At 67.7% G+C, this 18947-nt stretch carries 18 protein-coding genes; 7 read left to right on the forward strand and 11 right to left on the reverse strand.

Translation table 11 applies throughout. The features are described from left to right. Positions 1 to 11 precede the first annotated feature (11 nt). From ACYX7E_RS04465 to ACYX7E_RS04475, 3 genes are read right to left on the reverse strand one after another with little or no spacing between them, the layout of a single operon-like run. Positions 12 to 272, reverse strand: coding sequence for a hypothetical protein (locus tag ACYX7E_RS04465; protein ID WP_462079357.1), 261 nt, complete (start codon positions 270 to 272; stop codon positions 12 to 14). Further along, complete coding sequence (locus ACYX7E_RS04470; protein ID WP_462079358.1) at positions 269 to 1594, reverse strand: TFIIB-type zinc ribbon-containing protein; 1326 nt, start codon at positions 1592 to 1594, stop codon at positions 269 to 271. The genes ACYX7E_RS04465 and ACYX7E_RS04470 overlap by 4 nt, the downstream gene beginning before the upstream one ends. Positions 1595 to 1615: 21 nt before the next feature. After that, the gene (locus tag ACYX7E_RS04475) at positions 1616 to 2764 is read right to left on the reverse strand and encodes an SPFH domain-containing protein (RefSeq protein ID WP_462079359.1); all 1149 of its coding nucleotides are present in this window, start codon (positions 2762 to 2764) and stop codon (positions 1616 to 1618) included. 233 nt (positions 2765 to 2997) lie between these two features. Here ACYX7E_RS04475 and ACYX7E_RS04480 point away from each other — a divergent pair, with 233 nt between their 5' ends. The 3 genes from ACYX7E_RS04480 (at position 2998) to ACYX7E_RS04490 (ending at position 7935) form a co-directional block, all read left to right on the forward strand. Then, a complete protein-coding gene (locus ACYX7E_RS04480; RefSeq protein ID WP_462079360.1) occupies positions 2998 to 4146 on the forward strand; it encodes an alpha/beta hydrolase family protein in 1149 nt (382 codons plus the stop codon). 414 nt (positions 4147 to 4560) lie between these two features. Then, the gene (locus ACYX7E_RS04485) at positions 4561 to 7011 is read left to right on the forward strand and encodes a DUF305 domain-containing protein (RefSeq protein WP_462079361.1); all 2451 of its coding nucleotides are present in this window, start codon (positions 4561 to 4563) and stop codon (positions 7009 to 7011) included. 306 nt (positions 7012 to 7317) lie between these two features. Beyond that, positions 7318 to 7935 carry a hypothetical protein gene (locus ACYX7E_RS04490; RefSeq protein ID WP_462079362.1) on the forward strand — a complete coding sequence of 206 codons (618 nt, stop codon included), beginning with the start codon at positions 7318 to 7320 and terminating at the stop codon, positions 7933 to 7935. A gap of 22 nt (positions 7936 to 7957) precedes the next feature. On the opposite strand, the gene ACYX7E_RS04495 is transcribed toward ACYX7E_RS04490, so the two are convergent. Next, positions 7958 to 8146 (reverse strand): hypothetical protein, encoded by a 189-nt coding sequence (locus ACYX7E_RS04495; RefSeq protein ID WP_462079363.1) that lies wholly within the window; start codon positions 8144 to 8146, stop codon positions 7958 to 7960. A gap of 78 nt (positions 8147 to 8224) precedes the next feature. Then, positions 8225 to 8434, reverse strand: a complete 210-nt coding sequence (locus tag ACYX7E_RS04500) for a cold-shock protein (protein ID WP_462079364.1) — start codon at positions 8432 to 8434, stop codon at positions 8225 to 8227. Between the two features lie 422 nt (positions 8435 to 8856). Here ACYX7E_RS04500 and ACYX7E_RS04505 point away from each other — a divergent pair, with 422 nt between their 5' ends. Continuing rightward, complete coding sequence (locus ACYX7E_RS04505; protein WP_462079365.1) at positions 8857 to 9327, forward strand: YehS family protein; 471 nt, start codon at positions 8857 to 8859, stop codon at positions 9325 to 9327. Positions 9328 to 9396: 69 nt separating this feature from the next. Here the strand turns inward: ACYX7E_RS04505 and trmY are convergent, their stop codons facing one another. Beyond that, positions 9397 to 9990, reverse strand: coding sequence for a tRNA (pseudouridine(54)-N(1))-methyltransferase TrmY (gene trmY / locus ACYX7E_RS04510; RefSeq protein WP_462079366.1), 594 nt, complete (start codon positions 9988 to 9990; stop codon positions 9397 to 9399). An 88-nt stretch (positions 9991 to 10078) separates the two neighbouring features. Further along, entirely contained in the window at positions 10079 to 10939 is an 861-nt protein-coding gene (locus tag ACYX7E_RS04515) for a type II toxin-antitoxin system RelE/ParE family toxin (protein WP_462079367.1), read from the reverse strand. A gap of 170 nt (positions 10940 to 11109) precedes the next feature. Between ACYX7E_RS04515 and ACYX7E_RS04520 the strand changes: the two genes are divergently transcribed. Together ACYX7E_RS04520 and ACYX7E_RS04525 are read left to right on the forward strand one after the other, a co-directional pair. Beyond that, a complete protein-coding gene (locus ACYX7E_RS04520) occupies positions 11110 to 11778 on the forward strand; it encodes an RNA polymerase sigma factor (protein WP_462079368.1) in 669 nt (222 codons plus the stop codon). Beyond that, positions 11775 to 12734 (forward strand): FecR family protein, encoded by a 960-nt coding sequence (locus tag ACYX7E_RS04525; protein WP_462079369.1) that lies wholly within the window; start codon positions 11775 to 11777, stop codon positions 12732 to 12734. The genes ACYX7E_RS04520 and ACYX7E_RS04525 overlap by 4 nt, the downstream gene beginning before the upstream one ends. Here ACYX7E_RS04525 and ACYX7E_RS04530 read toward each other — a convergent pair. Next, positions 12727 to 12978, reverse strand: coding sequence for a hypothetical protein (locus tag ACYX7E_RS04530; protein WP_462079370.1), 252 nt, complete (start codon positions 12976 to 12978; stop codon positions 12727 to 12729). The genes ACYX7E_RS04525 and ACYX7E_RS04530 overlap by 8 nt on opposite strands. A 38-nt stretch (positions 12979 to 13016) precedes the next feature. Between ACYX7E_RS04530 and ACYX7E_RS04535 the strand changes: the two genes are divergently transcribed. Further along, positions 13017 to 15728, forward strand: a complete 2712-nt coding sequence (locus tag ACYX7E_RS04535; protein ID WP_462079371.1) for a TonB-dependent receptor domain-containing protein — start codon at positions 13017 to 13019, stop codon at positions 15726 to 15728. A gap of 285 nt (positions 15729 to 16013) precedes the next feature. On the opposite strand, the gene ACYX7E_RS04540 is transcribed toward ACYX7E_RS04535, so the two are convergent. From ACYX7E_RS04540 to ACYX7E_RS04550, 3 genes are all read right to left on the reverse strand, one after another. Continuing rightward, entirely contained in the window at positions 16014 to 16367 is a 354-nt protein-coding gene (locus tag ACYX7E_RS04540) for an FKBP-type peptidyl-prolyl cis-trans isomerase (protein WP_462079372.1), read from the reverse strand. Between the two features lie 96 nt (positions 16368 to 16463). Then, positions 16464 to 16922: a hypothetical protein gene (locus tag ACYX7E_RS04545; RefSeq protein WP_462079373.1), complete on the reverse strand. Its 459-nt coding sequence runs from the start codon at positions 16920 to 16922 to the stop codon at positions 16464 to 16466. 111 nt (positions 16923 to 17033) lie between these two features. Further along, positions 17034 to 18947, reverse strand: coding sequence for a M61 family metallopeptidase (locus ACYX7E_RS04550; RefSeq protein WP_462079374.1), 1914 nt, complete (start codon positions 18945 to 18947; stop codon positions 17034 to 17036).

Here is an 18947-nt window from a genome sequence, read left to right on the forward strand (position 1 = left end):
TGAACCGCGGCCTAGGCGTCGTCGCGGGCGACGCGCTCGACGCGCTTGCGGTACGCCTGCACGTTGTTGCCGCGGATGCTGGTCGCCTGGGTGCCGTTGTTCTCGCCGACTTTCCGGTCCGAGCCGGTCACGGGCTGTGCATCGACGACCGTTTCGTGTTCGAAGGCGTGCGACTTGTCGGTGTTGCGGTAGTACCGGTACAGGGCCCAGTACAGCGCAGCGGCGCCGGCCGGGCCGACCGCGAGCAGCCAGAGTCCGCTGTCTTCACTCATGACGCACCGACCAGGATCGAGATCGCGATACCTTCCAGCACGCTGCCGACCGTCAATGCTGCAAGCAGCAGCTTCCATTGCTGGACCGGGACACTGCCCATGGTTTCTCCGGTGCGGCCGTTGACCGCGATGTAGTGCAGCATGCCGCCGTTGCTGCCGGGCTGGTGGTACGAGTACAGCCAGACCGGCAGGTACATGGCGACCCAGCGCGTGCCGTGCACGTCGAGGCGTTCCTGCTCCCAGCGCACGCCGCGATCGTAGCGCTGCACGGAGTCTTCGACCTTGGCCCGCGCGATCGACAGCAACTGGTCCTCCAGCCGCGGCCGCAGGTGTTCGACGTCGCGGTTGCGCTTCTCCGACGTGAAGCCGGCCAGATAGGACGCGTTCCATTTCACCGCGTTCTTGGTGTCGAACGGCAGGATCGCGTTGATGATGTTGTTGGTATTGGTGCTGGTGTCGAGATTGCCGCGCTCGGTGGAGGATTCCAGCGGCAGGTCGTCCACGGTGAAGTCCACGTGCCGGTCGATCTGGTAGACGTCGGCGTCGTAATAGGTCTTCTTGTCGTTGTCCTTGCCGCGTGTGTACTCGCGCGTCTTGATCTCGCCCTGGCCCGCGACCGAGGCGCTCGCGGTGCCATCGACGATCATGTAGGGCAGGTAGACGCCGACGACGTTCTCGGGCGTGAACTCTTCCTTGAAGGCCTTCAGCGCGAACAACCGCCGCTTGTCGACGAACTGGCGGATGCGTGCGACCGCATCGTCCTTCTTGATGTGGAACGGCAGCACCGCATCGGGCACCGCGCCGTTGGCCACCTGCTCGTTGACGCCGAAGACATGGCGGCACCAATGGCAGCGCGCCGTCATCGTGCTTTCGGTGTTGACGGTGACCTCGGCGCCGCAGCCGTTGCACTTGAACGTCATCAGACTCGCGGTGTCGGCGGCGATGTCGCGCGCGCCCGAGGCGATGACCGTGCCCCTGAGCTGGCCGATGCCTTCGCCGAACCCGAAGGCCTCCTCGACCCGCGCGCCCTCCCATTCGTTGCGGCAGTACAGGCAGACCAGCAGGTCGCTGCCGGGCTTGTGGCGGATGTCGGTCGCGCCGCATTTCGGACAGCGGTTGAGGCCGTCCTTCAGCTCGGCGGCCGAGGTATCGATGGCGACCGGATCGGGCGCCAGCAACTCATCGCGGATCGCGTCGGGCAAGCCCGACGGATCGATCGGCAGGCTGCCCGGCCGTGGCGGCACGTCCTGCGGCGATCCCGGGCCAGGGCGCTCGGACAGGGGCGAGGGGGGCAGTGGCGGCGGGCTGTTCGTGTTCGACATGGGAAAGACGCGGCTCGTGACTTACAGGCCCAGTGCCTTGGCCTTGAGCGCGTCGTAGTCGTCCTGCGTGATCAGGCCGAGGTCGAGCATCTCCTTGGCCTTCTTCAGCTTGGCGACCGGGTCGTCCGCCGCCGGTGCGGCCGGCGCCACCGGCTGCTGGATGCCGCCGACGCCGAGCATGCCCGAGGCCATGCCCACGCCCATCAGGCCTGCGGCACCGCCGTTCTCGCCCGCGGACTGGATGCCCGCACCCACGCTGGCCTGCAGGTTGGAATTGCCGCGTGCGCCCATCAGTGCGTCGGCGCGCTGCACGGTCTTCAGCAGTTCCCGCGTGTTGGCGTCGTACTCGATCGAGACGATGGCGGTCTTGACGATGGCCAGGCCGCGATCGGACTTCCACTGGTAGCCGCTTTCCACGGCATCCGACAGGCTCTTGGCGAAGCCCAGCGAATCCTGCTGCAGCTTGCTGATGCGATTGCCCTTGGCCGGATCGTTGCTGTACAGGCTGAAGGCGGGCGCGAGCGAACCCACGACCTCATTGAACAGCTGGCCGGCGGCGGCGTTGTCCATGTCGGTGAAGTCGAAGACCTGGCCCGGCTGCAGGTAGCTGGCCGGCACGAAGTTCTTCACGAACAGGATCGGGTCGACGATCTTGATGGTGTACGAGCCGCGCGTGACCGCGCCGACCTGCGTGTTGAGGAAGCCGTCGTCCCAGTAGATCTCCGACTGCGTGCCGAAGCGGTTGTCCGGAAGCTCTTTCAGCGAGACGAAGAAAGCGGCCTGTTGCGAGCCCGGCTGCCCGCCGAACTTGAAGCGCTCCCAGCTCTGCTTGATCAGCGGGCTGACCAGGCCGTCGCCGGCGAAGATCGATTGCGAGTTGACGTCGTCCGAGCGCCACTCGTAGCCGCCCGGTTCGGCGACGAAGCCGGTGATCTTGCCGTCCTGGAACAGCAGCAGGCCGTAGCCTTCCGGCACCACGATCTTGGAGCCGTTGCTGATGATGTTGGACGAGCCCTTGGTGTTCGAACCGCGCCCGGCATTGGTGCCCTGCGGCACGGCAGCGAACAGCGCGGCCGTCGACGGCAGCCCCGCCGGAACGGTGTAGAAGTCCTTCCATTGATCGGCAAGGGCTCCGGTAACCGCGCCCGACACTGCCTGAACAAGACCCATGACATCTCTCCGTGATTCGTGGCCGGGCACCATGCCCACCTCTGCGCGACTATACGCTTCCGATGGCTGCACTCCGAAGACATGCACCGGGGGCGGCGTCGACTTTTTTCGGCGCCCCTCGTCCGTCGCGCGCCCCGTCGCGCTGCCGGCCGCGCGCCCCGCCGCCGCGCCCGCCAGCCCATCTGCGCTATCGTCCGCCCACCCACCCGGCCACGACCGCCCAGGAGCCCGTAATGACTCGACGGACCGCAACGCTGCTGGCGATCGCCGTCGCCGCATGGCTCGCCGGCTGTACGCCCGGCGCCGTTCGCGACGCCCGCCCGGCGCCGGCGTCGGCGTCGGCTCCGGTTGCGGCCCCCGCCGTACCGGCCCCCGTCCCGCCTGCACAGGCCATCGTTGAGACCGGCGAGATCGAGGGCGCCGCGTATCGCATCGACATCCCCGTCAACTGGAATGGCGAGCTGGTGGTCAACGCGCATGGCTACGAACCGGCCGGTTCGCCGCGCCAGGTCCCGCTGCCGTTCCCGGAGGGGATGGCGCCGCTGCTGGCGCAGGGCTTCGCGATCGCGGCGACCGGTTACTCGGCCAAGGGCTGGGCGATCCCCGAGGCGATCACCGACATCGAGCGCCTGCGCGCGTATGTGGTCGCGACACACGGCCCGCCCCGGCGCGCATGGCTGGTCGGCTGGTCGATGGGCGGGCTGGTCGCGCTGGCGAGTGCCGAACGCCATCCGCAGGCATGGAGCGGCGTGGTGTCGATGTGCGGCGTGTCGCTGTCGAGCGAAGCCATGATGTCGCGCGGCGCGCTCGGTCCCCTGGCCGCCTTCGATGCGCTGTTCCCCGGCGTGTTGCCGCAGGCGCCGGCGGGCCTGGCCGACGCGTCGCTGCCGCACGCCGCCGACGGCGATGCGATCGCGGCCGCCATGGACGGCAACGCCACGCGTGCGACCGCGTTGGCGCAGCACTTCGACATTCCGCGCGATGCCTTGCCGGGGTCGCTGTGGCTGTATTACCTGGTGCTGCAGGAACTGGCGCAACGGGCCGGCGGCTTCCCGGTCGCCAGCACGACAGGCCCCGATGGTATCGACGGCGACGAGGCGGCACTCGGCGTCCGTATCCGCCGTTATGTCGCCGCTCCTGCTGCACTTGCCTATGTCCGCGACACCGGCGCGCTGACCGGCGCGGCTCCCGTGCCGGTGGCGTTGCAGCCCAACCCCGCCGACCCGACCGTACCGGCGCGTTTCAGCCGCGGCTATCTCGCACTGGCCGAAGCCGCAGGTCGTGGCGCGCAGGTGCGACTGCTGCCGCCTGCCGGCGAAGGCCATTGCGGATTCGCCGAGGACACGGTCGGCGCGGCGCTGGAGACGTTGCGGCTGCGTTGAGTGGAGGGTGATGGCGTTGAGGGAAGCGAGTGCGATGGCGTGCGGCGTGCGCTTGTCACTCCGCCATCAAACACCGCTCATTGGCGACGGCCTGGGACAGGCCGATACGTATTCCGCCCGCTGCAATTACGTGTTTCCTACGATGCCGGGCCGGCCACGGGTCGCCTAAGGTCGAGAATGGCCTGCGGGCAGGGGTGGGCGCGGTGGGCCGGCTCATGGGGCTTGCACGACCGGGCGCGCGTCGCTGCGCATTCGAGTATGTTGCGTTGACCGGCTTCAGGGCCTTGCACGGATCGCCTGCACACGTATCCGCAAGGTATGCATCATCAGGACAGAGAGGAGATCGTTGTGGCTAAAGACGTCATGCCGTTGATTCGCTGGTGCTTCGGTGCCTCGCTTGCTGGACTGGCCATGATGTCCGGGGGTGTGATGGCGCAGGACGCGCCGATCGTGCAGCCCGGTGCGCCCGGGCAGACGTCGAAGACGCTGACCGCCGTGGAAGCGGCGCGAATCGCCAACGATCGCTACTCGCCCGACGACGTGCGCTTCATGCAGGACATGATCGGGCACCACTACCAGGCGGTGCAGATGGCGGCGCTGGTCCGTGAGCGCACCAACCGCAAACCGCTGATCGACGTCGCGGGGCGCATCGATGCCTCGCAGGCCGACGAAATCGCCTTCATGCGCAACTGGCTGCGCGAGCGCGGCCAGGCGGCGCCCAATCCCGCGGCTCCGGCGGCAGCCGATCCGCATGCGGCGCACGCCGCGCATGCCGCGCACGGCAAGGATGCGGCGCAGGGCGGCATGGCCGGGATGGCGACGCCGGCGCAGATGGCCGAACTCGCTGCCGCCAGCGGCCCGGCCTTCGACCGGCTGTTCCTGCAGTTGATGATCGCCCACCACGAGGGGGCGGTGAAGATGGTCGAGCAGTTGCTGGCCAAGCCGGGCTCGGCATACGACCCGGTGCTGTTCGAGTTCGTCAACGACGTGACCAACGAGCAGAACGGCGAGATCCGCCGCATGGCCGCGCTGTCGCGCGAGCTGTCGGACGATCCGCGGTCCAGCCTTGCGGCCGGCTTCCGCGACGCCAAGCAGGCGATCAGCCATCTGTCCCTGCTCGCCAGCCTGCCCAAGCCGGCGGGCTTCTATAACCCGGACAATCCGGCGGGCCTGCCGCCGCCGATCCCGGAGGATGCCGACGCCAAGGAGGCCAAGGACGCAAAAGACGCCAGCAAGGCGGCCGCGCGCAAGGCGGGCGATGAGGATGACGAGGGCGACGACAAGTCCGGCAAGCGCTCGGCGTTCCTGAGCTTCGCCAATACCGATATGGCGTTCTCCGGCGACCTGATGGCGGTCGGCAACTACCACGGCTTCAACCTCTATCGTCTGGGCCAGGGCGACGCGCCGAAGCTGATCAGCTCGGTGGTCTGTCCCGGCGGCCAGGGCGACGTCTCCATCGTCGGCGACCTGCTGATCATGTCGGTCGAGCAGACCACGGCGCGCGTGGACTGCGGCCGCGAGGGCATCAGCCAGGATGTCAGTCCCGACCGTTTCCGTGGCGTACGCATCTTCGACATCAGCAACCCGCTGCAGCCGCTGCAGGTGGGCCAGGTACAGACCTGCCGTGGCTCGCACACGCATTCGATCGTCAAGGCCGACGATCGCCGCATCATCCTCTACAACTCCGGCATCGCGGTGATCCGCGACGAGCGCGAGCTGAAGGGATGTGTCGGTCCGGTGGCGGGCGACGATCGCACGGCGCTGTTCCGGGTCGATGTCATCGAGATCCCGGTCGCCAATCCGTCGCACGCGCGCATCATCGACAGCCCGACCGTATTCGCCGATCCCGAGACCGGCCGCATCGCCGGCCTGTGGCAGGGCGGCGATCATGGCGAAGGCACGCAGAAGACCAGCCGCACCGACCATTGCCACGACATCACCGCGTTCCCGTCGCGCAACCTGGCGGCGGGCGCCTGCTCGGGCAACGGCCTGATCTTCGACATCTCCAATCCGCTCGCGCCCAAGCGCATCGATGCGGTTGGCGATCCCGGCTTCGCGTACTGGCACTCGGCCACGTTCAACAACGACGGCACCAAGGTGCTGTTCACTGACGAATGGGGCGGCGGCACGCGCCCGCGTTGCCGTGTGCAGGATCCGCGCAGCTGGGGCGCCAATGCGTTCTACGACATCGTCGACGGCAAGCTGGAGTTCCGCAGCTACTACAAGCTGCCGGCCGCGCAGACCGATCAGGAGAACTGCGTCGCCCACAACGGCTCGATCATTCCGGTGCCCGGCCGCGACATCTTCGTGCAGGCCTGGTACCAGGGCGGGCTGTCGGTGATCGACTTCACCGACTCCGCGAACCCGGTCGAGATCGCCTACTTCGATCGCGGCGCGGTGGATGGCAAGCACCTGATCGTCGGCGGCTACTGGTCGGTCTACTGGTACGGCGGACGGATCTACGGTACCGAGATCGTGCGCGGCCTCGACGTGCTTGCGCTCGAACCCAGCGCGTACCTGTCGGCGGCCGAGATCGCCGCGGCCGGACTCGCCGACCAGGGCCGCACGTTCAACCCGCAGCAGCAGTTCCCGGTAACCTGGCCGAAGCATCCCTCGGTCGCGCGCGCCTACGTGGACCAGCTGCAGCGCGCCAACGCGATCCCCGCCGAAACGGCGACCCGGCTGGGGGCCGCGCTGGACAAGGCCGCAGGCAGCGTCGACGCCAAGGCCAAGGATCCGCAACTGGCCGCTGATCTCGACGCGCTGGCGGTCGGACTGCCGTCCGATGCCAAGGATTCGCAGACCTCGCGTCGCGTGACCGCGTTGCGCGACACCCTCAAAGGCGTCACCGCCTCGCTGCGCTGAGCACCTGGGCGCGATCTCTCTGCGAGGGAGATCGCGTCGCTGCGATCAGGATCGATGCAGAGGTGGCGATGGCATCGGCGCTATCAGACGATGCAATGCCGACGACGCCATGCCGATGACGCAATTTGGACGATGATTCAATCGGCATGACGCAATGCGGAGCCCGGTCAGGGTATCCGCCGCAAAGCTGACGCGCTGCTGCATCGATCGTCGCAGCCTTCACGTTGCGCACAGACCCTCATGGCCACCATGGCGCCACGAGGGTGGCATCGCGGTGATGTCGCCCGTCACTTGCGAGGACCCCGCATGTCCGTCAACGCATCACGCGAATACACGCCTCCGCGCCTGCAGGGCGCCATTGCGATGGCGCTGATCTCGGGCGCATTGCTCGCCGCCTGCTCCCCCGCGCCCGCGCCATCGCAGGAGGCCGCCCAGCAGGCCACTGCGGACACACCTGCCCCGATGCAGGGCGCTGTGACGCCTGCAGAGGCCCCCGCACCTGGGGCCACAACCGTGACACCGGCCGCCGGCGAAACCGTCGGCGGCGATGGCTCCCAGATCCAGCTGGATGCATTGACCGGCAGCGATGTCAGCGACGCCAAGCTGTCCGGCGAACTCGCCTGCAGCTTCTCCACCGGCGATGGCTCGCCGCTGCTGCATGCCACAGGCGTCGTCTCGTCCAGTGAAGCCGCGCAGGGCGTCGTCAAGGTGTCGGGCTACGTGGAGCCGATCCGCGCACCCGGTGGCTTCAACGGCATCAGCAACGGCGCCACGTTCACCGGGCAGGGCAAGACGATCCTGATTGCCCTGACGGGCCCGGCCGTTGGCGGCGGCGAGTCGCCACCGCGTCCGGCAACGCTGACCTATCAGCGTGCCGATGGTGCAAGCCGCGTCTTCGACGGACGCTGGCAATGTGGGCCGTAGCGCAGAATTCGACCTGCTCTGGTCAATCACGCCAGCCCTGAAGGGTGTTGGCGTTCTGCCGGCCTTTCAAAGAGAAAGCCTTCAAAGAGAAGGATAGCGTCGCTTTGTCTTCGAAGAGCGCCCCCTTGGTGCCCACCGATGCGGCGCCCAGGCCGATCGATACGAGCAGCGCTCTCTCTTTGGCTTTTGTTTGAACTCGGCGACCATCCATCCCCAAACGCAAAGACCCCGGGCGTTGCCGCCCGGGGTCTGGGGTCTTGCGGATGCGGCGCTAGCGCCGCATCAAGGCTTACTCAGCCTGGACTTCTTCAGCCTGCAGGCCCTTCTGGCCCTGCGCGACCTTGAAGGAGACCTGCTGGCCTTCCTGCAAGGACTTGAAGCCGCTGCCCTGGATCGAGCGGAAATGCACGAACAGGTCGGCGCCGCTCTGCGGGGTGATGAAGCCGAAGCCCTTGGCGTCGTTGAACCACTTGACGGTACCGGTTTGACGATCAGACATGGTGTTACTCCTTGGATCAGTTGAGGATGCACGGCCCGCGATTTCGCGGTGCCGGGACTGTATCGAGCAAGGGGTAACGCGAAGCGATGGAGCGGATCGTCTGGAAAGTCGAATATCGACCTGAAACCTGGGACCTACCGCATCGGAGCCACGATGTACCGTGATCCCGCTTTGAACAGTGCCGCCACAATACCTCAATTCGGGGCAAGTGGGGCCAAAACCGGGTTCAGGTTCGCATTTGGGGTTCATCGGGCCGGTCGCGCCGGTGTCCGGGTCCCATGTGAAGGCCGTGCCGCCCAGGGTGGCGCTTGCCGGTCGGGCCTCTCGCGGAGCCCCTCCTGCCTGTCGGCGGCTCGATCCGTCGAGCGCGGCGACAGGGTGCCCGCGTAGACTGCACGGCTCTCCTTGCCGATCCCGGGTCCATGATCAACAACGACATCCTGCGCAGCATCCGTTACATGCTCGACCTGAGCGACCCGAAGGTGGTCGAGATCGTCGGGTTGGCGGATCCGGCGTTCGTGGTCGGCAAGGACGAGATCCGGCCGCTGCTGCTCAAGGAGGACGAGCCTGGCTTCGTGGCCTGCAGCGATGCGCTGCTGGCGCGCTTTCTCGATGGGCTGATCGTGTTCCGTCGCGGTCGCGATCCGCGTCAGGCGGCGCGGCCGATCGAGCTGCGCATCAGCAACAACGTGGTGTTGAAGAAGCTGCGGGTCGCCTTCGAGCTGACCGATGCCGACATGCACCAGATCTTCGGCGAGGCCGGCTTCCCGGTGACCAAGCCGGAGCTGTCGGCGCTGTTCCGCCTGGCGGGGCATCGCAACTTCCGTCCCTGTGGCGACCAGTTGCTGCGCAATTTCCTGAAGGGCCTGACCTTGCGGGTGCGCGCGGGCTGACACATGCGGGCTGACATACGCGGCGTGACCGCTCGCTGACGTGCGACCCGCGGTCCTGGCGCGGCTGCGTCAGCGCTGATCCAGCTCGTGATGGATCAGCACCACGCACTGCGACGCGAACAGCATCTTCGACCCCAGTGCGATCTTCTGCGCGCCCAGGCGCTCGAGGCTGCCGTAGGTCTTCTTCGGCATCGGGATATGGTCGGTCAGCAGGAAGCAGGGGTTGCCTGCGAATGCCTGCTCGCGGATCGACGTGCCCTTGCGGTCCATGACGAACAGCTGGTGGTCCTCGGCCAGTGTCTGCACCAGGCGTTCGAAGCTGGTGGTGGACACGGTGACGCCGGATTCGACCGGACGCGTCTCTTCCTTGCCCATGCCCCGCGAGGCGTCGAGCGCCTGCGCGACCTTGCCCAGCAATGCGCGCTCGTCGAAGCCGCCGATGTCGTGCATGTCGTTGGCGACGAAGCGGATCGTGCGCGAAAAGTCCTGGGTGCTTTCCAGCACCAGGTAAACGGTGACGTCGGGGCGATGCGCCTGCGCGACGAAGATCGCGTTCATCAGCGTGTGCGCGAGGATTTCCGGGTGGGCGTCCTTGCCGATGGCGGCCAGCAGTTTCTGGCTGTCGGTCGGCGCCGCCCGCGCTCTCAGTACGAAGGTTCGCATGCGCGTGGTGTTCCGGTCGGGATGCGTTGGCAGGGAGTGTTGGCTGGATCGTCGCAGGTCCAGCGTCGTGCGTTTGCGTCGCAACGGCTCATCGATACGGCCCCGGCCCGCGCCAGACCAGCTCGCCGCGGCGATAGACCTGCTGCATGTTGATGACCTCGCGGGCGTCGCCGATGGCCTGGAGTTCGGGCGAATCGGGGTCGAGCAGGCGGCAGTCGCCGGAGTCGCGTCGCAGTGCGATCTCCAGCGGGCAGACCATCAGGCGGCGCGTGCCCGGCAGCGGGATGAAGATCTCGGTCATGCCGCGGTCGCGCCAGGCGCGCAGCCGGGTTTCACTGCGCAGGTCGTAATAGACCTGGTAACCGCCGACTTCGAGGTTGGGCTGGCCGGAGGCCGAGTCGTTCCTGCGGCCGCGCTCGGTGGAGGCGCTGCGGGCCAGTCCGACGTTCTCAGCGGCGTGGTTCTCCGGCAGCATGCCCGGCGGCTGGCCCCAGGTATGCGCGCGGCGCTGCTGCATCGGCGGCGCGCTCGGCGTCGCGGCCTGGGCGGGTGCCGGCGCAGCGGCGGCCGGCACCTCGGGTGGCGTCGGCGTGGTCCGGTTGTCCGCGGTGGTGCTGGCGTCGGGCGGGATCGGCGCGTCGGCACGCGCGACCGTCGTGGTGCGAACGCGCGAGGCGGCGGGCGGTTTCTCGGCGGGGCGGGGCGCGGGCTTGGCGGTGGCCGGTGGCGCCTGCGTCGGTTGCGGCGGCGTGATGCCGACAAAGTCCACGACCATCGGGCTGCCGGCGGCGGTGCCCTGCGGCGTGGTCACGGTGATCGGCGGCGACAACAGCGCGATGAGCACGAACAGCAGGTGCAGCAGCGCGCTGACCAGCGCGGCGATCCACGGCTGCCAGCGTTCGATCCGGGGTTCGGCCCTGGCATCGGCTCGGCTCGACGCCTTGCTCATGCCGCCGGCGCTGCGACGGGGGTGGGGGCCTTCATGCGGGATCTACAGCGTGCGTGCGAGCGATGGGGTGCGGCATCGTAACGCGTCGACGATTAACCGGGGTTCCCTCCACCCGCGATGCCCCATGGTCGGCGTCGGCTTCTCGCAGGTGCCGCGCTGTTCCCATGCCCATGGGCCTCGTCGCCGGCGCAGGTCGGCTGGGCGCTGATTTGCGCGGAGGCAGCCACATGACGCATGCTCCGGTCCCTCGCCGCCTGTGTGCAGACATGAGCGACCATCTCGCCCGTCTCGCTTGGTTCAAGACCGTGATCCTGCCCCATGAGGCGGCATTGCGGCGGCAATTGCGTCGCGAGGGTGCTGCATCGGGCGATATCGACGACCTGGTGGCCGAGGCGATGGCGCGCGCGTATCAGGTGGCAGACTGGACGCGCGTCGAGCAGGGGCGCAGTTACCTGTTCAGCATCGCGCGCAATCTGGTCCTGGATGCGGCGCGCCGCCACAAGGTGGTGGCCTTCGATACGTTTGCCGACCTGGACGTCCTGAACCTCGCTGACGAGGGTGCCTCGGTCGAGTCGGTGGCGATCGCACGCGATGAACTGCAGCGCCTGCAGCGGGCGGTCGACCGCCTGCCTCCGCGACCGCGCGAAGTGTTCCTGTTGCGACGCCTGGACGGCCTGAATATCGATGAAGTCGCCGTGCGCCTGTCGCTGACGGTGTCGACCGTGGAAAAACACTTTGCACGCGCCATGATGCTGTTGACCGAGGCCATGGCCGAGCACGATCACGTGGGCGCGGTGCACAGGGAGCGCACATGGCGCGGCATGCGGAAAGCCCGGTGAACGCACAGGCAGCGGAATGGCTGTCACGGTGCCAGCAGGGTCCGCTGGCGCCGGAGATGCAGCGTGCGTTCGAGGCCTGGCTCGATGCGAGCCCCCACCATGCTGTCGCCTACGCGCGGATGGAGGCGACCTGGGAGCGCGCGCAGCGCCTGCGGGCGGCGCCGCAGGCCGTCGCCCGCAGTGGCCAGCACAAGCGTGCGCGCGTACGACGCCTGTCATGGGCCGCGGCGGCGAGCGTGGTGTTGCTGGCAGGTGCGGCCGCCTGGTGGGCGCTGCAGCCGGAGGCCTATCGCACCGTCATCGGGCAACGCAGTGACGTCGCACTCCGGGATGGCAGTCGCGTCGAACTCAATACCGCCAGCGAGCTGCATGTCGCGTATTCCAGGGAGGGCCGTGATGTCTATCTGCGATCGGGCGAAGCCCTGTTCCATGTCGCCCACGATCCCGGGCGGCCGTTCGTGGTGCATGCCGGCAATGCCACGGTGCGTGCGGTCGGCACGGTCTTCAACGTGCGCCTGCGCGAGCGTGATGTGGTCGAAGTGACGGTCACCGAGGGCACGGTCGCGGTCGACGAAACCTTGCGGCCTGCAGCAGACGCGCGCAATCGCGTCGAGGCGCCGCGCATGGTCCAGGCCGGCGCGGGCGCGGTGGCGGGCCCTGGCGCGATCGCGCCGGTGGCACTGACGGTGGAAGCGGTGCAGCAACGCACTGCCTGGCAGCGGGACCTGATCGAACTGCGTGGCGAAACGCTGGAGCAGGCGGTGACCGAGTTCAACCGCTATCGCAGTGCGCCGATGGTGCTGGGCGATCCGCGCCTAGCGTCGATCCGCGTGGGTGGCACGTTTGCCACCGACGAGTCGGACAAGTTCATCGGCGCGTTGGGGCCGGGGTTTGGCGTGACCTCGGTGAAGGGTGCCGATGGCACCTTGTACCTGGTACCCAAGCAGGTCAATTGAGGTTGGCCGAGGTCTGTTGCGCTGCGTCATCCTGCGTGGCGGATGCTGCGTGTCCGATCGGGCGCATCGAGGCGCTGACGGCGACAACGGGTTGGCTGGCCTGCGCATTCGCGAAATACAGGAAAAATTCACATGGTGGGTTTGCGGCGTTGATCCGTTCCGAGTCAAGGAAGGCCCATTCCGGGTTGCGGAGCGAACATGCATAGACATCCACCGGCACGCGCCAGGCGCGGCTGTCGTCCAACCACGCTTGCCTGCACCCTGGCCTGCGTCCTCGCCACCATGTCTGTAGGCGCCGTGCACGCGCAGGCACCGGCGCCGAACAGCGCTAGCCAGCGCAGCTTCGACATTCCCGCGCAGCCTGCGGGCGAGGCCTTGAATGCGTTCTCGCAGCAATCGAGCTGGCGCATCCTGTTTCCGTATGATGCGGTGGAAGGCAAGCGCACGCGGGCGATTGTTGGCGTGATGAGCAGCCAGGCCGCGCTGGACCGCCTGCTGGAAGACACCGGCCTGCTGGTGGCCAGCCGCGACAATGGCGTCATCACCCTGTGCGAAGGACGCCGCGAAGGCGGCAACGTGAGCTGCGTGCCGCCGGTGTCGAATCCGCAGGGCGATGCCCGCAGCCTGGATTCGGTGATCGTTACCGGCACGCGCTTCGGCAATCGCACGGTGCTGGAATCGCCGGTCCCGGTCGATGTGCTCAGCCATGACGACATGCGCAGCGGCGGTTACAGCGATACGCCGTCGATGCTGGCTGCGCTGGTGCCGTCGTTCCAGTTCCCGCCCAACAACCTGTCCAATGCCAGCTCGTTCATGCGGCGCGCATCGCTGCGTGGACTGGGTGCGGCGCAGACCCTGGTGCTGGTTAACGGCAAGCGTCGCCACCTGGGCACCAATGGCGGATTTTCCGCCGCCGATTTCAATGCCTTTCCGCCGACCGCGATCGGCCATATCGAAGTGCTGCGCGATGGTGCGGCGGCGCAGTACGGCTCGGATGCGATCGCAGGCGTCATCAACGTGATGCTGCGCCGCGACCTGGGCACCCAGGTCGAGACCACGATCGGCCAGACCTATGAAGGTGATGGCGAGACGGTCGAGACCTCGATCGACCACGGCTTCGCGATCGGCGATGGCGGCTTCCTGCATGCGTCGCTGTATTTCCGCAAGAGCGAGGACACCAACCGCCAGGGCTACGACAAGCGGCAGATGTATTTCGGCACCCGCAATGGCCAGCCGATCATCTTCCCGACCACCAGCGTCAGCGACGCCACGCCGGTGCTGCAATCGGGCGATACGCTCGATCCGCGCGAAGCGACCATCGACCGCTGGAACACCTGGCGCCTCGGTGAACCACGCCGCGACGAGAAAGGCTTGTTCCTCAATGCCGAGCTGCCAATCGGCGATGCGGTGGGCTATGCGTTCGGCGGCTACATGCGCCGCGAAGTGGAGACGCCGTTCGTGTTCCGCGCGGCTCTCGACCGCAACAACGTACGCGCGATCTATCCCGACGGCTTCCAGCCGGTCATGGTCGGCATCGTCGACGATGCCTCGCTCAATGTCGGCATCAAGGGCGCCTGGGGTGATTGGGACTACGACCTGAGCCAGGGCTGGGGCTCCAACAGCACGCGGCCGTATCCGCGCAATACCCTCAATCCGTCGATGGGTACCGCCAGTCCGACCGAGTTCTACACGGGCCGTTACGCGTTGCAGCAGGCGGTGACCAACCTCGACCTGCGCCGTTCGTTCGACACCGGCTGGGATGCGCCGCTGTATCTCGCCGTGGGCGCGGAATATCGCTGGGACCAGTTCGACACCCGTGCCGGCTGGCGCGAAGGCTATATCCACGGCGGCGTGCCGGTGCTCGATGGCCCCAGTGCGGGTGGGCTGACCAATGCCGGCTCGCAGGGCTTCGGTGCCCTGCAGCCGGGCGACGAGGTCGACGTCGACCGCAACAACGTCGCGCTGTATGCGGACGTGGAAAGCACGTTTCGCGAGCGGCTGACGCTGTCGGCCGCGGCGCGCTTCGAACGCTACAGCGACTTTGGCAATACCTTCGACGGCAAGCTGGCCTTCCGCTATGCGTTCAACGACCACGTCGCGCTGCGCGGCAGTGCCAGCACCGGTTTCCGCGCGCCGTCGCTGGCCGACATCCATTACCTGACCACGGCGTCGGCCTTCATCGATGGCGTGTCGTATGTGTCGCGACGTTTCTCGCCGTCCGACCCGGTCGCACGGCTGATGGGCGCCAAGGACCTGACGCCGGAAGAATCCGTGGGCTACAGCATCGGCAGCACGTTCCAGTTCTTCGACAACCGGCTGAATCTGTCGCTGGACCTGTACCAGATCGAGGTCAAGGACCAGCTGGTGTCCTCGAGCTTCTTCAACGATGCGCGCGCCCGCGCGTTCTTCATCGCGAATGGCTACCCCAACATCAGTGGCGCCAGCTTTCCGACCAATGCCATCGATGCGCAGGTGCGTGGCCTGGACCTGACCGCGAACCATGTGACCGCGTTCGAACATGGTAGCACGCTGACCCTGACCAGCGCGATCAACTTCAACAACCGCAAGATCCTGCGCGTGGCCGAGTCGCCGCCGGAGCTGGCCGCGATTACCGACCTGCCGCTCTACAACCGCAACAACCTGATCAGCTACTCGCGTGGCCAGCCGCGACGGACTTTCAATGTGTCGGCGCGCTACGACATCGACGACTGGTCGTTCTTCGCGCGGACCGTGCGCTATGGCGAGGTGTTCTCGGGCAGCGCCAATCCGGCCTACGACCAGGTGTTCAGCGCCAAGTGGCTGACCGATCTCAGTGTCAGCGCAAAGATCGGCGAGCCGTTCACGGTGACGGTCGGTGTCAATAATGCCTTCGACGTCTACCCCGACGAACAGACCGCGATCAACAATCCGCAGGGGCCGTACCGCTATTCTGCGCTGAGTCCGTTCGGTTTCAGCGGCGGCTACTACTACCTGCGCTTCAAGGCCGCGTTCTGATGCGGGTGTCCCCCCTGCCTGCGGGCCATCGCCTTGCTGCTCACGGGATTGGATAAGACGCTTTGGGCGATGTTACGCGAGCCGCCCCAGAGGGTCATGTGTTCTGACCGGGGAGCGGGCACGCGCAGGGAGGCATGTGTCCGCAACCCGGTCGCCACTGCAGCGACGACTGCAGGTGTGCGTGGCTTGGTGACGAAAGCGCATCCGATCGCCCGCCGCGTCTCCCGGACGGCGCCACAAAAAAGCGGCCACTTGGGCCGCTTTATTCTTCCCTGCCGTGTCGGCTCAGACGCCCAGCAGCTCGACCTCGAACTTCAGCGTGGCGTTCGGCGGGATCACGCCGCCGGCGCCGCGCGCGCCGTAGCCGAGGTCGGACGGGATGATCAGCGTGCGCTTGCCGCCGATCTTCATGCCCTGCACGCCTTCGTCCCAGCCCTTGATGACCATGCCGGCGCCGAGCGGGAAGATGAAGGGCTCGTCGCGGTCCTTGCTGGAATCGAACTTGGCACCCTGCTCGCCGTTCTCGTAGAGCCAGCCGGTGTAGTGCACGGTCACGTTGCGGCCGCGCTGGGCATCGGCGCCGTCGCCGACGACGGTGTCTTCGAACTGCAGGCCGGAGGGGGTGGTGGTGAAGGGCATGGTGGGATCCTTTGGTGAAAACCGGTGTCGTGACCGCCGGGGGCAGGGTCGACATGGGCCGCTGGACGGCCGGGTGGCGGAATGCGTGGGGGCATTTTACCCCGCCGCCGGGATCCGCAGTCCGGGCCGCTCGTTGTCCCAGATCATGTGGAGGATCCGCCAGCGGGCCTGGCCATCGCCATCGGTGTCGACATCGCGGTAGAGCTGGATGCTGTTGATGCCGCGGCGCTCGGGCTCGGCGTCATCGGGGGCGTGGCGGGCTTCGTAGGTGCTCCAGGCGTGGGCGATGTTTCCGAAGATGCGCAGCTCGCGTGCGGTCTCGACTTCGTGGAAATCCACATTCGCGAGCATGGCGTCGGCATTGGCGCGGTACTGCTCGGGCGTGAACATCGCCATCCACGGCGCGCCGCCTGGATCGACACCGGTGCGGATCTGCCGGCAATCGGGGTGGAATATCTCAGGTTGCCGACGCCAGTCCCGCGGCCCCGCGGGGCCGGAAATCATCGCGTACATGGCGTCGAGCACGGCGCCGATGGCGGCTTCGTCAGGTGACATGGTGGGCTCCGGAGAGGTGGCGGGTCTCGGGAGTCTAGCTGCGGTGGAATGAGGGGAGGCGTGGTGGTCAGGGTGCCGGGTCGAAACCCGGCTTGCGTGATGCGCATTCGCCTAGCGGCGCGGCGCGAGGATCTTGCCCAGCAGGTCGGGCGTGCCGCGCAGGCGTTGCAGGTGCGGATAGCGCAGGCCGCCGTGGTAGTCGATGCGCACGCTGCGGACGCTGTCGGCCTGGCGCACGAGGAGTTCGATGGGCGCCTTGTCCTGCCGGGCGCGCGTGACGGCCTGCTTCAGGGCGCTGCCGCTGTAGGTGGCGCCATCGACGGCCAGCACGGTGAGGTCCTTGGCCAGGCCTGCGTGGAAGGCGGGGCTCTCCCAGCCGACCCATTGCACGACGCCGTCGCCATCGAGCTTGAGGCCCAGCGAATACTGCAGGTCGGTCGCGCCATCGGCTTCGCCGTCGGCAATGACGAGGTTGACTTGTTCGCGGTAGACCAGTTCCCAGCCGGCCGCGGCGAGGCCGTCCGGGGCGGTACCGTCGCGGGCCTGCAGGCGCTCGCCGATGAAGCGGTCCCAGTCGCCGGGCTGCAGGGCTTCAAGCGCCTGCATGACGTCGGCGCGGTCGTACAGCCGGATGTCGTCGCGCGCGCCGCCCTGGTGGAAACGGCGGGCGAAGTCGTCGAGTGCGTACTTGCCGTTCGACAGCGTGCGCAGGCGGGCATCGACGGCCAGCCACAGCAAGGTGCCCTCGCTGTAGAAGTCGAAGCCGCGCTGCCAGTCGGCCCAGGCCTGCGGCTTGTCGTTGAAATCGATGATGCCCTGGTGGACGGTGTCCTGCAGGTCGCGCCAGCGGCGCCCGGCCTGCTGGCTGTAGGTGGCCTGCAACTGGGCCAGCATCGCCATGGCCTGTTCGTGGGTCCACAGCCCGGCGCGCGCGGCGAGCACGACGGCCCAGTACTGGGTCTGGCCCTCGTACATCCACAGTGCGTCGTTGTGCATCGGGCCGTTGTAGTGCGGCACCCAGGTCGTGCGCGGCCGCCAGGCCTTGCCGATCCAGGCGTGGGTGTATTCGTGCGCCAGCAGGTCGTTGTCGACGATCGGCCGCTCGCCCTGCAGATAGCCGGCGTGCATGCCGTTCTCGCTGGACTGCGCATGTTCCAGGCCGATGCCGCTGAACACGTCGGAGACCGCGAGCAGGAAGGTGTAGTCGCGATACGGGCGCGCCCCGAACAGCGCATCGCCTTCGCCCACCAGCGCGCGATGCGCGGCCAGCACGGCGGGATCGGCCTGCAGCGCCTGCGGGTCCTCGGCAACGACGTCCAGCCACACCGGTTGCGCGGAGCGGTCGTCCAGCGCGAAGCGGGTGAAGTAACGGCCGGCGTAGACAGGCGCATCGATCAGCGTCATCAGCGACACCGGCGCGTACTGCTCGACGTCGCCCTCGCGTTGCCCCTGCAGCGCGCTACCGGTGCGCCAGCCCGCAGGCACGCGCAGCGACGGCCGCACCCGGATGCCGCGCGCGTCGTAGCCGGCGGGATACATCACGACGCGATGCCACTGCACGGCGAGCAGGTTGGGCGTCATCGCCACGCGGCCCTGGTCGGAGGCGGTTGGCGACAGGTACTGGAAAGTGACGTCCAGCAGTTGCACGCCATCGGGCACCTGCAGCTGGAAGGCGTACATGTCGCCCGGGTCGCGCCGCCATGGCAGGGCCTGGCCATTGCCGAGGATCTGCAGGCCGGCGATCTGGTTGATCGGGCCGGTCGGCGCGTGGTGTCCGGGGATCCACTGCGGATACCACAGCGTCAGCGGGCCGGCGCCCACCGGAATGCGTTGATGGACGCGCTGGATGCGGCGGTCGATATCGCTGACGTCGACCTCCAGCGTGATCTCGCCGGGGTAGGTGGCCTGGACCTGCAGGGCCGCCTGGCGCGCGTCGATCTGCTGCGCCTGCAGTGCGTACAGGGGCGCGATCGCGAGCGGCAGCGCGAGCAGCATCGCCAGCCACCAAGGGCATCCGTGTTTCAT

Source organism: Luteimonas sp. RIT-PG2_3, assembly GCF_054902115.1.

Excerpts from the sequence above, each read along its gene's own strand:
- ACYX7E_RS04465 (WP_462079357.1), bottom strand. The coding sequence starts at position 272 with ATGAGTGAAGACAGCGGACTCTGGCTGCTCGCGGTCGGCCCGGCCGGC.
- ACYX7E_RS04470 (WP_462079358.1), bottom strand. The coding sequence starts at position 1,594 with ATGTCGAACACGAACAGCCCGCCGCCACTGCCCCCCTCGCCCCTGTCC.
- ACYX7E_RS04475 (WP_462079359.1), bottom strand. The coding sequence starts at position 2,764 with ATGGGTCTTGTTCAGGCAGTGTCGGGCGCGGTTACCGGAGCCCTTGCC.
- ACYX7E_RS04480 (WP_462079360.1), top strand. The coding sequence starts at position 2,998 with ATGACTCGACGGACCGCAACGCTGCTGGCGATCGCCGTCGCCGCATGG.
- ACYX7E_RS04485 (WP_462079361.1), top strand. The coding sequence starts at position 4,561 with ATGTCCGGGGGTGTGATGGCGCAGGACGCGCCGATCGTGCAGCCCGGT.
- ACYX7E_RS04490 (WP_462079362.1), top strand. The coding sequence starts at position 7,318 with ATGTCCGTCAACGCATCACGCGAATACACGCCTCCGCGCCTGCAGGGC.
- ACYX7E_RS04495 (WP_462079363.1), bottom strand. The coding sequence starts at position 8,146 with ATGGATGGTCGCCGAGTTCAAACAAAAGCCAAAGAGAGAGCGCTGCTC.
- ACYX7E_RS04500 (WP_462079364.1), bottom strand. The coding sequence starts at position 8,434 with ATGTCTGATCGTCAAACCGGTACCGTCAAGTGGTTCAACGACGCCAAG.
- ACYX7E_RS04505 (WP_462079365.1), top strand. The coding sequence starts at position 8,857 with ATGATCAACAACGACATCCTGCGCAGCATCCGTTACATGCTCGACCTG.
- trmY (WP_462079366.1), bottom strand. The coding sequence starts at position 9,990 with ATGCGAACCTTCGTACTGAGAGCGCGGGCGGCGCCGACCGACAGCCAG.
- ACYX7E_RS04515 (WP_462079367.1), bottom strand. The coding sequence starts at position 10,939 with ATGAGCAAGGCGTCGAGCCGAGCCGATGCCAGGGCCGAACCCCGGATC.
- ACYX7E_RS04520 (WP_462079368.1), top strand. The coding sequence starts at position 11,110 with ATGGGCCTCGTCGCCGGCGCAGGTCGGCTGGGCGCTGATTTGCGCGGA.
- ACYX7E_RS04535 (WP_462079371.1), top strand. The coding sequence starts at position 13,017 with ATGTCTGTAGGCGCCGTGCACGCGCAGGCACCGGCGCCGAACAGCGCT.
- ACYX7E_RS04540 (WP_462079372.1), bottom strand. The coding sequence starts at position 16,367 with ATGCCCTTCACCACCACCCCCTCCGGCCTGCAGTTCGAAGACACCGTC.
- ACYX7E_RS04545 (WP_462079373.1), bottom strand. The coding sequence starts at position 16,922 with ATGTCACCTGACGAAGCCGCCATCGGCGCCGTGCTCGACGCCATGTAC.
- ACYX7E_RS04550 (WP_462079374.1), bottom strand. The coding sequence starts at position 18,947 with ATGAAACACGGATGCCCTTGGTGGCTGGCGATGCTGCTCGCGCTGCCG.